Source organism: Frigoribacterium sp. PhB107 (assembly GCF_003751515.1).
In the GTDB taxonomy this organism is placed as follows: Bacteria; Actinomycetota; Actinomycetes; order Actinomycetales; family Microbacteriaceae; genus Frigoribacterium.
Genome location: NZ_RJKU01000001.1, coordinates 1265427 through 1280100 on the forward strand (window position 1 = coordinate 1265427; position 14674 = coordinate 1280100).

The window sequence follows — 14674 nt, forward strand, 5'->3', positions numbered from 1 at the left end:
AGGGTGCCTTCCGGGTGCCGCACCCGGTCGGGCACGGTCGATCCGTAAGAATTACCTGAGAATGCGACGACCCTCAACCGGGGGCCATGGCCGAACCCGGCCACTGTCCTCGATCGGCCACGGAATTTACACGGACGCAGCCGAACGGGGTACGCCCGGTCCCCCACGATGCCCACTGGACGAGGCCGCCCGCCGACCCGCGCCTCCTCGACGGGGTACGGACCGAGGAGGCGCGGGTCGGCCGGTCAGCGCGGGTGTCAGACCCAGCCGCGTCGCGCCGCCTCGACCCCCGCGTGGAAGCGGTTGCTCGCGCCGAGCTCGTCGAACAGGTCGTGCAGGCGACGGCGCAGGGTGCGGGGCGAGATCCCGAGCTGGCGGGCGATGACGTCGTCGGTGGCGCCCGCGGCCACGAACGCGAGCAGGTCGCGCTCGTCGACGGTCGGCGCGCGGAGGCCGGTCGTGGGGTCGGGCGGGCCGTCGGCGGAGACACGCCCGCCCGCCGCTCCCACTACGTCGGAGGGGACGCCGGGGCCCGAGCCCTGCGTGGCCGCGGCGAGCCGGGCCGCGACCTCGGACCAGTCGACGGCGGCGCCTGCCCCCTCGCCCGAGGCGTCGACCGTCTCGGCCAGGGCGGGCACGGGGACGGCCGTCCGCCAGCGCGACTCGAACAGGTCGCAGAGGGCGGCGATCAGCGCGGGCGACTCCGTGAGGAGGGCCTCGGGGGCGGCCGTCGGGTCGTCGAGCGGTCCGACCGACACGAGCGCGACCTGGCGGTCGGCGATCGCGAGCTTGACCGGCAGGTCGTGGGTGACCCGCGCCTCCTCGCCGTCCGCCCCGAGGCGGTGGACGCCCTGCAGGCTGCCGTCGACCGTGAAGCTCGCGACCGTGTAGATCGCGCGCCAGTGCACGCCGCGGTTGAGCGCACCGCGCTCGACGGACTCGTTGGTGGCGACCACGTACGGCGGCCGGTCGAACGCGAGGAACTCGCCCCTCGCCCGGTGCTGCAGCCGGGAGTACCAGTCGCCCACCGCTGCGTGGCCGGTCAGCACCGTCGTCGTGCCCGACGGGTCGGCCACCCGGCGGCCGTCGTCGAAGAGGGCGCCGAGGCCCGAGACCGCGGTGCGGGCGTCGGCGAGCTGCTCGTCGTGGGCGGCGACGAGGGCGGACACCGCGACGCGGGGGTCGACGGCCCCGTAGCCGGGGGCCTGTCGGCCGTGGCCCTCGGCGGTGCGGTGCACGAGGCCGATGTTGCGCAGCTGCTCGAGGGCGGTGACGACGACGGCGTCGTCCAGCTCGCGGGCCGAGGCGATGGCGGCGACGTCGACGGTGTCGCCGCAGGTGAGCACGAACTCGTAGACCGCGGCGGTGACCGGGTCGATGCCGAGCGCGGCGAGGGAGGGCAGGGTCATCTGGCCATCGTGCCCTGCCGGGGCGTCCCATGGCGACCCGGCAGGCCCGGCTGGCCCCTGGGCGACCCCGGCGTGCCCCGGGGCCGCCCCGCCGGCCGTCGCGGGGTAACGTCTTCCGGATGACCAGCTTCGGGGACGCTCCGTGAGCGACGGGGCGACCACCGCCTCCTCGCTGCGCCCCGACGTCCGTCGGCGCCGGTCGCCGGACCTCGCGTCGTGGCTGCCCGCCCGCTGGTCGACGGTGCTGACCGTCTACCTGGTGTCGCGCGTCTTCTCCCTGGTGCTGCTCGCCGTGGTGTGGGAGGCCGCGCGCCTCGCCGGCGTCGAGTTCCGCACGCCGGGCGCCGAGCTCTCGCTGCTCGACTTCACCACGTCGTGGGACGCCGACCGCTACCGGACGATCGCCCTGCAGGGCTACCCGACCGTGCTGCCGACCGACGCGGCGGGGAACGTGCTGCCGAACGAGTGGGCGTTCCTGCCGGTGTTCCCGACGCTCTGCCACCTGCTGATGGTGGCGACGGGCATGCCGTTCAGCGGTGCCGCCCTGCTGCTGTCGACCGCCTTCGGCGCGGGCGCCGCGCTCGTGCTGTACCGGCTCGTCGACTCGGCCGTCGGACACCGGGGCGCGATCTGGGCCGTGCTGCTGCTGTGCTTCGGGCCGATGGGGTTCCTGTTCTCCGTCGGGTACGCGGAGGGGCTGATGCTGTTCCTCCTCTTCGGCGGCGTGCTCGCCATGCAGCAGCGGCGGTACGGGCTCGTGCTCGCGTGCGGCGTGGTCGCGGCGTTCACGCGCCCGGGAGCGCTGGCGCTGGCACTGGCGCTCGCCGTGCACCTGGTGGTGCGGTGGCGGACGGAGCGGGCTGCGGGCCCGTCGTCGGGTCACGAGCCTGCTGCCGGGTCGGCGTCGTCGGCGTCGCCGAAGCTGTGGGCGAGGCTGGGGCCCTGGCCGTGGCAGGTGCTGCCCCGGCGCGACCTCGTGCAGATCGTGACGGCAGGAGCGGCCGTCGCCGCGGCCGGGCTCGCCTGGCCCGTCGTCGCGCACCTCGCCACCGGTCAGCACGACGCCTACCTGCAGACCGAGATGGCCTGGTGGGTCGACTACGTCGGCCGCCCTGCCTTCGTGCCGCTGACGCCGTGGTTCCTGCTCGCCGGGCGGTGGCTCGGCATCGCGGGCATCGCCCTCGTCGTCGCGCTGCTCGTGCTCGCCGCCGTGTGGTTCACCCGCCGGTCGACGCTGCGCCTCGGCCAAGAGACCGTCGCGTTCACGGCGAGCTTCGCGCTCTACCTCGTGGCGGTGTTCCTGCCGCAGCAGAGCCTGTTCCGGCTGCTGCTGCCGCTGACGCCGCTGCTCGGCGCGCCGGCCGTCTCCGAGCGGCCCGTCGTCCGCCGGACGCTGCTCGTCGGCGGGATCGTGCTGCAGCCGGTCGCGGTCGTGCTGCTCTGGCTGTACGTCGCGCCGTAGCTGCAGCGCGGGCGCGCCGTAGCCGCAGCGTGGTCACGCCGTAGCCGCAGTCGCCTCACGCGCCCCGTCCGGGGGTGTTCACCTGCCGCACCGCGTCCGTTCACCGGGCGGACACGACCGCGGGTTCTGCTGGGCTCGGACGTGCAGGGAGTGCACGCCCGCCCGCGACCACGATCACTGGAGCAGACACGTGACCCCCACGAACACCCGCCGCCGCCGCGCGGCACTGGCCACGGGGGCGGCGGCGACCCTCGCCTCCTTCGCCCTCGTCCTCAGCCCGGCCGTCGCCCTCGCGGCGACGCCGGCCGACGTCGCCGACAACGGCGGGGCCGCCCGCAGCGCCGACGACAGCACCGCCGCCCTGCTCGAGTCGGTGAAGGCCGGACCGGCGAAGAACGTCATCCTGCTGATCGGCGACGGCATGGGCGACAGCGAGATCACGTCGGCCCGCAACTACGCCTACGGCGCCGGCGGGACCCTGCCCGGCATCGACGCCCTGCCCCTCACCGGCCAGTACACGACCTACTCGCTCGGCAAGGACGGCAAGCCCGACTACGTGCCCGATTCCGCCGCGACCGGCTCGGCCTGGGCCACCGGCACGAAGACCTACGACAACGCGATCTCGGTCGACATCGCGGGCACCCCGCAGGACACCCTCGTCGAGATCGCCAAGGCCAACGGCCTCAAGACCGGCAACGTGTCGACCGCCGAGCTGCAGGACGCGACCCCGGCCGTGCAGGCGGCCCATGTCGCAGCACGCAGCTGCTACGGCCCCGACTCGGTCACGCAGTGCGGTGCCGACGCCCTCGACCAGGGCGGCCTCGGCTCGATCAGCGAGCAGATCATCGGCACCCGTGCCGACCTCACCCTCGGAGGAGGCGCGGCGTCGTTCCGCCAGACGGCGCGCGCCGGCCAGTGGACCGGCCAGACCCTCGACGCCCAGGCGACCGACCGCGGCTACCAGCGCGTCACCGACCAGGCCGGCCTCGACGCCCTGACGGCCGCCGACCAGACCGCACCGGTGCTCGGCACCTTCGCGGACGGCAACTTCCCCACGCGCTTCGCCTCGACGACCGCGACCGTGGGAGGCGCCGACCTCGCACCGCAGACCTGCCAGCCGAACCCGGCACGCCTCAGCACCGACCTGTCGCTCGCCTCGCTGACCGAGAAGTCGATCGACCTGCTCGACGGCGACGACGGCTTCTTCCTGCAGGTCGAGGGCGCCTCCATCGACAAGCGCGACCACAGCGCCGACGCGTGCGGCCAGATCGGCGAGGTGCTCGACCTCGACGAGGCGGTCCGCTCGGCCCTCGACTTCGCCGAGGCCGACGGCGAGACGCTCGTCATCGTGACGGCCGACCACGCCCACACCAGCCAGATCGTCGACTCGACTCCCCCGGCCACGCTCAGCACCGCGCTGACCACCGTCGACGGCAGCACGATGAAGATCGCCTACGGCACCGCCGCGGCGGGCGGGTCGCAGCAGCACACCGGCACGCAGCTGCGCGTCGCCGGCTACGGCCCGGGAGCCGCGAACGTCGTCGGCCTGATCGACCAGACCGACAACTTCTTCACCATCGCGAACGCGCTGCAGCTCGACCGCGACCTGGTCTCGCTGAGCGCCGACGCGACGATCGCCGCGCCGACGCAGGTCGCGCCGGGCGCGACCTTCGACGTGGTCGTCTCCGGCCTCGACGGCGACCGCCAGGCGTCGGGCACGTTCGACGGAGCCAGCCTCGGCACGGTCGACGTCATCGACGGCGTCGCGACGTTCACGGTGACGGCACCGGCCACGCTGGGCGACCGGACGGTCACGGTCACGGGCGTGCAGACGGGCACCGTGCGGAGCGCCGCGGTCTCGGTCGTGGCCGACCCGGTCGCCTCGCCGTCGCCCTCCGCTCCCGCCACCGGCGGGGCGGGCGGCGCCGGGTCAGGCGCGGGCGGCTCGGGCTCCGGCACCGCGGCGGGCTCCGGTCCGCTCGCCTTCACCGGCTCGGACGCGCTCCCCGCGCTCGTGCTCGCCCTGCTGCTCGCGGGCGCCGGCACGGTGCTCGTGGCACGTCGGCGACGCCGCACCCTGATCGACCACTCGGGGCTGTAGCCCCGGCGGGAGGTCGACGTGAGGCGCGGGTCCGACAGGGCCCGCGCCTCCTTCACGTCCCGGTCCCTGCGGAGGTCCGCCTCGACCCGTCCCGTCGACGGATCAGGTCACGTCGTCGCGGCCCCGGCTCGGCGCCCTCCGACGGGACCGCGAACGACGTCGTCTCCTGACTCGTCGACACCCGGCGGCGTCGGGCTGTCGGGCGCGTCGGCCTGCCGCGGCCTACGCGGCGACGCGGGCGTGCGCGTCGGCCAGCAGCTCGACCGAGCGCAGGCGTGCCGACGTGGCGAGCGACGAGTGCGCGACGATGACCTCGTCGGCGTCGGCGCTGCGGGCGAACTCGGCGACGTAGTCCGCCACCTCCTCGCCCGTGCCGACGCCCGTGAAGGTCGTCATGCTGGCGACGTGCGCGCCGACGGGCGTGCGGAGCAGGTGGTCGAGCTCGTCGTCGCCGAAGGTCCGGTCGACCGTGATCTGCCCGCTCTGGCGGAGCAGCATGAGCAGGCGGGCGCGCTTCACGTCGGCGAGCTGCCGGTGAGCCTCGTCCGAGTCGTCGGAGGCGATGGCGTTGACGCCGGCGATCACGTACGGGGCGTCGAGCTGGGTCGACGGCTGGAACTCGCGGCGGTAGATCGCCACGGCGTCGTGCAGCATGTCCGGCGCGAAGTGCGACGCGAACGCGAACGGCAAGCCGAGCGCGGCGGCGAGCTGCGCCCCGAAGGTCGACGAGCCGAGGATGTACAGCGGCACGTTCGTCCCGGCCCCGGGCGTGGCGCTGACGCCGGGGATGCGCGACTGCCCGGCGAGGAACGCCTGCAGCTCGACGACGTCCTGCGGGAACCGCTCGGACGACGCCGGGTCGCGGCGCAGCGCGCGGAACGTCGCCTGGTCGCTGCCGGGCGCGCGGCCGAGGCCGAGGTCGATGCGCCCCGGGTGCAGGGTCTCGAGGGTGCCGAACTGCTCGGCGATGGTCAGCGGCGAGTGGTTCGGCAACATCACGCCGCCCGAGCCGAGCCGGATCGTCGACGTCTGGCTCGCCACGTGGGCGATCAGCACCGACGTCGCGCTCGACGCGATCGTCGCCATGTTGTGGTGCTCGGCGTACCAGACGCGTCGGTACCCGCTCTTCTCGGCCTGCTGCGCGAGGGCGACCGACGCCGCGAAGCTGTCGCGCGCCGTCTCTCCGGGTGCGATGGGGGCGAGGTCCAGGATCGAGAGGGGAACGGTCATGCAGGCTGCAACCACGGAGGCACGGGTGGTGTTCCCGCACGTGCTGCGCAGACGAACGAGGAGGCGGCCCGCGCCGTCCCTCAGGACCGCGCGGACCGCCTCCTCGGCTGGCTCTGCCCGCGGCTACAGGCCGCGCGCCAGGCGGTGGTACGCCGCGTTCCAGCGCACCTCGCGCGTGAACTCGCGCATGGTGGTGTGCTCGTCGATGATCAGCAGCTCGGTCTCGAGGATGCGCGCCAGGTCCTCGAAGGCCTCGAGGCCGACGGCCGTCGACATCACGGTGTGGTGGGCGGCGCCGGCCGTGAGCCAGGCCTCGGCCGAGACGGCGAACGACGGGCGGGGCTCCCAGACGGCACGGCCGACGGGCAGGTTCGGCAGGTCGGCGTCGGGCTCGACCACGTCGACGACGTTGACCGTGAGGCGGAAGCGGTCGCGGACGTCGCTCATCGCGACGACGACGGCCTCGCCGGGGTCGGCCGTGAAGACCAGCCGGACCGGGTCGTCCTTGCCGCCGATGCCGAGCTCGTGCACCTCGAGCGACGCGCGGGCCGAGCTCAGCGACGGGCTGACCTCGAGCATGTGCGCGCCGAGGATCTTCTCGGCGCCGGGCACGAGGTGGTAGGTGTAGTCCTCCATCAAGGAGGCGCCCCCCGGCAGGCCGGCGCCCATCACGGCGGCAGCACGCACGAGCACCGCGGTCTTCCAGTCGCCCTCGGCGCCGAAGCCGTAGCCCTCGGCCATCAGGCGCTGCACGGCGAGGCCGGGGAGCTGCTTCAGCGCCCCCAGGTCCTCGAAGTTGGTCGTGAAGGCCCCGAAGCCGCCGGCCTCGAGGAACGAGCGCAGCCCGATCTCGATCGCCGCGCCGTCGCGCAGCGACTGGTGGCGCTCGCCCCCGGCGCGCAGCTCGGGGACGACGTCGTACTCGCGCTCGTACAGGGCGACGAGGTCGTCGACCGCGGACTCGGGGGCCGCGGCCACCGCCTCCGCCAGCTCGTTGACGCCCCAGGTGTTGACCTGCACGCCGAACGCGAGCTCGGCCTCGGTCTTGTCGCCCTCGGTGACGGCGACGAAGCGCATGTTGTCGCCGAAGCGGGCGAGCTTCAGCGAGCGCATGGCGGCGGCGCCGGCTGCGGCACGCATCCAGGTGCCGACCTGCTGCTGCACGCGGGGGTCGCTGACGTGCCCGACGACCGTCTTGCGCGGGGCGCCGAGGCGGGTCTGGACGTAGCCGAACTCGCGGTCGCCGTGCGCAGCCTGGTTCAGGTTCATGAAGTCGAAGTCGATCTCGGCCCAGGGCAGCTCGACGTTCGCCTGCGTGTGCAGGTGCAGCAGGGGCTTGCGGAGGGCGTCGATGCCGCCGATCCACATCTTGGCGGGGCTGAACGTGTGCATCCAGGCGGTGACGCCGATCACGGAGTCGTCGAGGTTCGCCTCGAGCATGGTGCGCTTGATCGTCTCGGCGTCGGTGAGGACGGGCTTCCAGACCAGCTCGACGGGCACGCCCGAGGCTTCGGCGAGCTCGTCGGCGATGGCCCTCGATTGCTCGGCGACCTGGCGCAGCGTCTCCTCGCCGTAGAGGCCCTGGCTGCCGGTGAGGAACCAGACCTGCTTCGAGGCGAGGAAGGCCTCGGGGTCGACGACGTGGGAGGGCGTGGTGCTGGTGGTGTCGATGCTCATGCGAGTGCTCCTGAGGGCTTCTGGCCGTAGACGTTCTGGTAGCGGTCGAAGAGAGCGTCGATGCTCTCGGCCGGGATGGGGATCGGCTCGCCGAGCTGGCGGCTGAGGTGGATCGTGCGGGCGACGTCCTCCGTCATGACGGCGGCCTTGACGGCGTCGCGGGCGTCCTTCCCGATGGTGAAGACGCCGTGGTTCTGCATCAGGACGGCGCGGCTGCGGTGGCCGTCCAGCGTGCCGACGATGCCCTCGCCGATCGACTCGTCGCCGATGATCGCGAACGGGCCGATCGGGATCTCGCCGCCGAACTCGTCGGCCATCGCGGTGATCACGCACGGGATCGACTCGCCGCGGGCGGCCCAGGCCGTGGCGTACGTGGAGTGCGTGTGCACGACTCCCCCGACCTTCGGCATGTGGCGGTAGACGTAGGCGTGCGCCGCGGTGTCGCTCGACGGGCTCCGCTCGCTGCCCGGGCTGCCCTCGACGACCGTGCCGTCGAGGTGGCAGAGGATCTGGTTCTCGGGCGTCAGGTCGTCGTAGTCGACGCCGCTCGGCTTGATCACGAACAGGTTCGTGCCGGGCACGCGCTGCGAGACGTTGCCGCCCGTCCAGACCACGAGGCCGTACCGGGTCAGCTCGGCGTGCAGGTCGCACACGGCGCGACGCGTCTCGTCGATGGCGGTCTCGGTCGCGCGGTCGATGAAGCTCACGGGGTCACCTCCGCGGCGGTGTCGGCGGCGGCCGAGCCGCCGGAGGCGGCGGGCGCCTCGGGCTCGGCGACCGGTGCGTGCGAGCCGCCCCGCGCCTCCCTGCTGATCGCCTTGAGGCGGTGCATCACGTCGTTGCCGCCGCGTCCGAACCAGTCGTGCAGCAGCAGGTACTCGGCGTAGAGCGCGTCGTACGCGTCGGCGGCGGCGGGGTCGGGCGTGTAGGAGGCGCGGTCCAGGCTGCCCATCGCGTCGCTGGCCACGCGGGTGTCCGGGTAGGCACCTGCGGCGACGGCGGCGTGGATCGCGGAGCCGAGCGCGGGGCCCTGCTCGCTGCGGATCGTCGAGATCGGCATGCGGAGCACGTCGCTGTAGGTCTGCATGAGGTGACGGTTCTTGAGCAGGCCGCCGGCGGCGATGAACTCGGTGACGGGGACGCCGGAGTCGTTGAAGGCCTCGACGATGCGTCGCGTGCCGAACGCCGTGGCCTCGAGCAGCGCCCGGTAGCCGTCCTCGGGGGCGGTGCCGAGCGTCTGGCCGACGATCACGCCGCTCAGCTCGTGGTCGACGAGCACCGAGCGGTTGCCGCTGTGCCAGTCGAGCGCGACGAGGCCGTGGGCGCCGACGGGCTGCTCGTAGGCGAGGTCGGTCAGGTACTGGTGCACGCTGGTGCCGGCCGCCTCCGCCGCGTCGACCGACGACTGCGGCACCTGGTTGCGGACGTACCAGGCGAAGATGTCGCCGACGCCCGACTGGCCGGCCTCGTAGCCCCAGAAGCCCTCGGTGATGCCGCCGTCGACGACTCCGCACATGCCGGGGACCTCGGCCAGCTCGGCGCCGTTCATGACGTGGCAGGTGCTCGTGCCCATGATCGCGACCATCTGGCCTGGCTGCGTGGCCTTGGCGGCGGGGGCCGTGACGTGGGCGTCGACGTTGCCGACCGCGACGGCGATGCCCTCGGGCAGGCCGGTCCAGCCGGCCGCCTCCGCGGTCAGCGTGCCGGCGGCGTCGCCGAGGGCGCCGATCTCGTGCACGACCTTCGTCTCGGCGAAGTCGGCGAAGTCGGGGTTGAGCGCGGCGAGGAACTCGGCGCTCGGGTACTCGCCGTCCTGCAGGATGCCCTTGTAGCCGGCCGTGCAGGCGTTGCGGACGTAGCGGCCGCTGAGCTGCCAGATGATCCAGTCGGCCGCCTCGACCCAGTGCTCGGTCGCGGCGTAGACCTCGGGGTCCTCCTCGAGCAGCTGGAGCCCCTTGGCGAACTCCCACTCGCTCGAGATGAGCCCGCCGTAGCGCGGCAGCCACGACTCGCCGCGTTCGCGGGCGAGCTCGTTGATGCGGTCGGCCTGGCCCTGGGCGGCGTGGTGACGCCACAGCTTGACGTAGGCGTGCGGCCGGTCGGCGAACTGCTCGAGCTCGTTGAGGGGCGTGCCGTCAGCCGTCGTGGGGACCATCGTGCAGGCGGTGAAGTCGGTGCCGATGCCGATGACGGAGGCCGGGTCGATGCCGGACTCGGCGAGGGCACGGGGCACGGCCTGCTTGAGCACGTCGACGTAGTCGCTCGGCACCTGCAGTGCCCAGTCGGCGGGCAGTCGAGCCCCGCCGACGGGCAGGGTCCGGTCGACCACGGCATGCGCGTAGTCGTGGGTGGCGGTGCCGAGCTCGGCCCCGTCGGACACGCGGACGACGACCGCCCGTCCGCTCAGCGTGCCGAAGTCGACGCCGACGACGTGTGCGTCGGGCGCGGCGGTGGTGTCTGCCATGGAACGTCCTTGTCCTGGTGGTGCGAGCCCCGGAGGGGCGGGTCTGGTGGGGGGCCCACGCGAAAGTGAGCGCTCACATTCTCACACGCCGCGGGTCGTGCGTGCAACGCGGAGGGGGCCCCGGAGAGGAGCCGTTGAGGCCGGCTCAGTGTCGGCTCGACGCCGGTCCGGGGACGGCTCAGCGCGGGCTCGACGACGGGTCAGCGCCGGGGCGACGCCGTCGAGCGCCGGACGACCAGCTCGGGCAGCACGGCGTCGACGGTCTCGTCGTCGCCCGCGAGCACGGCCTCGACCGTGTCCATGATGCGGCGGCCGAGCGCCTCGAAGTCCTGCCTGACGGTCGTGAGCGGGGGCAGGAAGTGCGCCGCCTCCGGCACGTCGTCGAAGCCGACGATGCTCACGTCCCGGGGCACCTCGAGGCCGGCGTCGCAGAACGCGTGCATGGCGCCCAGGGCCATCTGGTCGTTGGCGCAGAACACCGCGGTGACGTCTCCGCGCTCGGCGAGCTCGAGGCCCAGCCTGTGCCCGGAGGCGGGCGTCCAGTCACCCCGCAGCAGCGGCCCCGCGTCGAGGCCGAGCCGATCGCACGCGTCGCGCCAGCCGCGCTCGCGGTCGCGCCCGTCCATCCAGGCCTCGGGCCCCGCCACGTGGGCGACGGAACGGTGGCCGAGCGAGGCGAGGTGCTCGACGGCGAGCTCGGCGCCGGCGGCCTGGTCGATCGACACGGCGTGGTGGCCGTCCTCGGCGACGCTGTCGGCGGTGACCAGGGGAACCGCCACCCGGGAGGAGCGCAGCACGTCGAGAGCCTCGGCGTCCGGCGCGATCAGCACGATGGCGGCCACCGCCTGGCCGACGAACGCGTCGACGGCCTGCTGGACGGCCCGGGCGTCGTCGCCGTCGAGGGTGGCCATCGACACCTGGTAGCCGGCTCGGCGAGCCGCGCCGTTGAAGCCGTGCATCGTGCTCGACGGCCCGTAGAAGGGGAACCCGGTGCTGATCAGCCCGATCGACCGGGTCTTGCGGCTGGCGAGCGCCCGCGCGGTGAGGCTCGGCCGGTAGTTCAGCTTCTCGACGGCGGCGTCGACCTTGGCCTTGGTCGTCGGGCGCACGGTGGGGTCGCCGTTGACGACGCGCGACACCGTCTGGTGCGAGACGCCGGCCTCGGCCGCGACGTCGAAGAGGGTTGCCACTGTCTGATCCTAAAGGTCGTTCGGTTTCTGCTCGGGCCGGTGGTGCCGGACCCAGCCGGGTGGCCGGATGGCCGGGTGGCCAGGTCACCGGGCCTCGTCGAGGACTCAGGCACCGGCGTCGCCACCCCCCGGGGACGACGGAGGCGCGGTCCCCCCTGGGCCGCGCCTCCTGATCCGTCGACCGACCGACCGGTCGACGAGTCTCGCCGAGCCGAGCTGAGCTGGTGCTCGCTCGCTCGCTGCTCGCCGCTACTTGCCGCTCGAGGCGGCGCGACGCTTGTTGAAGACGTCGAACGCGACCGCGGCGAGCAGCACGAGCCCCTTGATGAGGGACTGGTACTCGGTGCCGACGCCGAGGATCGACATGCCGTTGTTCAGGATGCCGATGATCAGGCCTCCGACGATGGCGCCGGTGACCGTGCCGATGCCGCCCGTGACCGCCGCGCCGCCGATGAAGACGGCCGCGATGGCGTCGAGCTCGAACCCGTTGCCGGCGCTGGGGCTGGCGAGGTTCAGCTGGCCGGTGAAGACCAGGCCGGCGAGGGCCGAGATGACGCCCATGTTCACGAAGAGCAGGAAGGTGACGCGCTTGGTCTTGATGCCCGACAGCTCGGCGGCGTGCAGGTTGCCGCCGATGGCGTAGACGTGGCGGCCGAAGACCGAGTTCTTCATGACGGTCGAGTACACGACGACGAGCACGGCGAGCACGACCAGGACGATCGGGGTGCCCGAGTAGCTGGCGAGGAGGAACCCGATGTACATGACGAGGGCGACCGTGAACACCATCTTCGTGATGAACCACAGGAACGGCTCGTCCTCGAGCTGGTACTTGCGACGCGTGGCACGGCCGCGGAGGCCCGTGCCGATCAGCGCGAGGGCGGCGATGGCACCGAGCACCAGGGTCAGCGGCTCGTAGCCGGTCGAGCCGAATGCGGGCAGGAAGCCCGAGCCGATGTCGCGGAACCCCTGGGGGAAGGGCGAGATCTGCTGGTTCTGCAGGGCGATCTGCGCCGCGCCGCGGAAGGCCAGCATGCCCGCCAAGGTGACGATGAACGCCGGGATGCCGAAGTAGGCGATCCAGAAGCCCTGCCAGGCGCCGACCAGGCCGCCGAGCACGAGGCAGAGGACGACCGCGACGGGCCAGGGCAGGCCCCACTGCGTGATCATCACGCCGGCCATGGCGCCCGTGAAGGCGACGATGGAGCCGACCGACAGGTCGATGTGGCCGGCGATGATGACCATCACCATGCCGATGGCGAGGATCAGGATGTAGCTGTTCTGCACCACCAGGTTCGACACGTTGATCGGCGCCAGCGTGATGCCGTTCGTCGTGATCTGGAAGAACAGCACGATCACGATCAGCGCGATGAAGAGGCCGATCTGGCGCAGCTGCCCGCCGAGGTACGAGACCGCACCGACGAGGGGGTTGCCGCCGGAGCCGCTCTGCGGCTGACGGGAGGTGGGCGACCCGCCCGTGGGCTTCGGGTCGGTGGCCTGGGTGGGGCTAGGCGCGCTCATTGACGGGGCTCTCTCGTTCGAGGGTCATGTACTTCAGGAGGAACTCGGGGGTCGCCTCGGCGATCGGCACGTCGGCCGTGATGCGCCCCTCCGAGAGGGTGTAGATGCGGTCGCAGATGCCGAGCAGCTCCGGCAGCTCGCTCGAGATGACGATCACGCCCTTGCCGGCGTCCGCGAGCTGGTTGATGATCGTGTAGATCTCGTACTTCGCGCCGACGTCGATGCCGCGGGTGGGCTCGTCGAGGATGAGCACGTCAGGGTCGGTGTACATCCACTTCGAGAGCACGACCTTCTGCTGGTTGCCGCCCGAGAGCTTGCCCGTCAGGGCGGCCACGTTGGGCGCCTTGATGTTCATGCTCTTGCGGTACCGCTCGGCGACCGTGCTCTCTTCCGAGCTGTTCACGAAGCCGGCCTTGGCCAGCTTGCGGAGCGCCGAGCCCGAGACGTTGCGGGTGATGTCGTCGATCAGGTTCAGGCCGTACTTCTTGCGGTCCTCGGTCGCGTACGCGATGCCGGCGTCGATGGCCTTGCTCACCGTGCCCGTGTCGATCTTCTCGCCGCGCTTGTAGACGGTGCCCGAGATGCCCGTGCCGTAGCTCTTGCCGAAGACGCTCATCGCGAGCTCGGTGCGCCCGGCCCCCATCAGGCCCGCGATGCCGACGATCTCGCCGGCCTTCACGTTCAGGTTGGCCTGGTGGATGATCTCGCGGGTCGCGTCGAGCGGGTGGTGGACGGTCCAGTCCTCGATGCGGAGCAGCTCCTCGCCGACCTTCGACTCGTGCGCCGGGTACCGGCTCTCGAGGTCGCGGCCGACCATGCCCTTGATGATCCTGTCCTCGGTGACCTCGCCGGCGTGCATGTCGAGCGTCTCGATCGTCTTGCCGTCGCGGATGATCGTCACCTTGTCGGCGATCGCCTTGATCTCGTTCAGCTTGTGGCTGATGATGATCGACGTGATGCCCTGCCCCTGCAGGCTCTTGATGAGGTCGAGCAGGTGGGCGGAGTCGTCGTCGTTCAGCGCCGCGGTCGGCTCGTCGAGGATGAGCAGCTTCACGCGCTTCGAGAGGGCCTTGGCGATCTCGACGAGCTGCTGCTTGCCGACGCCGATGTCGGTCACCTTGGTCACCGGGTTGTCGCGCAGCCCGACGCGGGCCAGCAGGCCGGCGGCGTCGAGGTTGGTCTTGTTCCAGTCGATGAAGCCGCCCTTGGACTGCTCGTTGCCGAGGAAGATGTTCTCGGCGATCGACAGGAAGGGGCTGAGGGCCAGCTCCTGGTGGATGATGACGACGCCCGCGGCCTCGGAGTCGTTGATGTTCTTGAAGTCGACGGGCTGGCCGTCGAGCAGGATCTGGCCGTCGAACGAGCCGGACGGGTAGACCCCCGACAGCACCTTCATCAGCGTCGACTTGCCGGCGCCGTTCTCGCCGCAGATCGCGTGGACCTGGCCGCGCTCGACCTCCAGCGTGACGTCCTGCAGGGCCTTGACGCCGGGGAACGTCTTCGTGATGTCGCGCATCTCGAGGATCGTGTTCGCCACGTGTTCCTTCTTTCGTGCATGGGGTGGGGCGGAGCTGTGGGGCGCAGGAGGTGCGGAGCGGGTGCACCGCACCTCCTGCGCCCCGG

10 protein-coding genes are annotated in these 14674 nt (G+C 72.4%); 2 read left to right on the top strand and 8 right to left on the bottom strand.

Translation table 11 applies throughout. The annotated features are described in order from the left end of the window. Nucleotides 1-257: 257 nt before the first annotated feature. On the bottom strand, nt 258-1409 hold the full coding sequence (locus EDF18_RS16275) for a helix-turn-helix transcriptional regulator (protein ID WP_158614622.1): 1152 nt from the start codon (nt 1407-1409) through the stop codon (nt 258-260). A gap of 142 nt (nt 1410-1551) precedes the next feature. Here EDF18_RS16275 and EDF18_RS05865 point away from each other — a divergent pair, with 142 nt between their 5' ends. After that, the gene (locus EDF18_RS05865) at nt 1552-2871 is read left to right on the top strand and encodes a hypothetical protein (RefSeq protein WP_123546788.1); all 1320 of its coding nucleotides are present in this window, start codon (nt 1552-1554) and stop codon (nt 2869-2871) included. A 190-nt stretch (nt 2872-3061) separates the two neighbouring features. Continuing rightward, nucleotides 3062-4972, top strand: coding sequence for an alkaline phosphatase (gene phoA / locus EDF18_RS05870; protein ID WP_233568992.1), 1911 nt, complete (start codon nt 3062-3064; stop codon nt 4970-4972). A 222-nt stretch (nt 4973-5194) separates the two neighbouring features. On the opposite strand, the gene EDF18_RS05875 is transcribed toward phoA, so the two are convergent. The 7 genes from EDF18_RS05875 to mmsA form a co-directional block, all read right to left on the bottom strand. Beyond that, nucleotides 5195-6202 (bottom strand): LLM class flavin-dependent oxidoreductase, encoded by a 1008-nt coding sequence (locus EDF18_RS05875; protein WP_123546789.1) that lies wholly within the window; start codon nt 6200-6202, stop codon nt 5195-5197. 123 nt (nt 6203-6325) lie between these two features. Next, the gene (gene araA, locus EDF18_RS05880) at nt 6326-7879 is read right to left on the bottom strand and encodes an L-arabinose isomerase (RefSeq protein WP_123546790.1); all 1554 of its coding nucleotides are present in this window, start codon (nt 7877-7879) and stop codon (nt 6326-6328) included. Continuing rightward, entirely contained in the window at nt 7876-8586 is a 711-nt protein-coding gene (locus EDF18_RS05885) for an L-ribulose-5-phosphate 4-epimerase (RefSeq protein ID WP_123546791.1), read from the bottom strand. Before EDF18_RS05885 ends, araA begins: the two co-directional genes overlap by 4 nt. After that, a complete protein-coding gene (araB, locus tag EDF18_RS05890; RefSeq protein ID WP_123546792.1) occupies nt 8583-10343 on the bottom strand; it encodes a ribulokinase in 1761 nt (586 codons plus the stop codon). Before araB ends, EDF18_RS05885 begins: the two co-directional genes overlap by 4 nt. 200 nt (nt 10344-10543) lie before the next feature. Then, complete coding sequence (locus tag EDF18_RS05895; RefSeq protein ID WP_123546793.1) at nt 10544-11533, bottom strand: LacI family DNA-binding transcriptional regulator; 990 nt, start codon at nt 11531-11533, stop codon at nt 10544-10546. 249 nt (nt 11534-11782) lie between these two features. After that, entirely contained in the window at nt 11783-13051 is a 1269-nt protein-coding gene (gene mmsB, locus EDF18_RS05900; protein ID WP_123546794.1) for a multiple monosaccharide ABC transporter permease, read from the bottom strand. Next, nucleotides 13038-14588, bottom strand: a complete 1551-nt coding sequence (mmsA, locus tag EDF18_RS05905) for a multiple monosaccharide ABC transporter ATP-binding protein (protein ID WP_123546795.1) — start codon at nt 14586-14588, stop codon at nt 13038-13040. The genes mmsB and mmsA overlap by 14 nt, the downstream gene beginning before the upstream one ends. Nucleotides 14589-14674: the final 86 nt, after the last annotated feature.

Bases quoted from the DNA above. Each gene is read 5' to 3' on its own strand.
- EDF18_RS16275 (WP_158614622.1), bottom strand. From the start codon at position 1,409: ATGACCCTGCCCTCCCTCGCCGCGCTCGGCATCGACCCGGTCACCGCC.
- EDF18_RS05875 (WP_123546789.1), bottom strand. From the start codon at position 6,202: ATGACCGTTCCCCTCTCGATCCTGGACCTCGCCCCCATCGCACCCGGA.
- araA (WP_123546790.1), bottom strand. From the start codon at position 7,879: ATGAGCATCGACACCACCAGCACCACGCCCTCCCACGTCGTCGACCCC.
- araB (WP_123546792.1), bottom strand. From the start codon at position 10,343: ATGGCAGACACCACCGCCGCGCCCGACGCACACGTCGTCGGCGTCGAC.
- mmsB (WP_123546794.1), bottom strand. From the start codon at position 13,051: ATGAGCGCGCCTAGCCCCACCCAGGCCACCGACCCGAAGCCCACGGGC.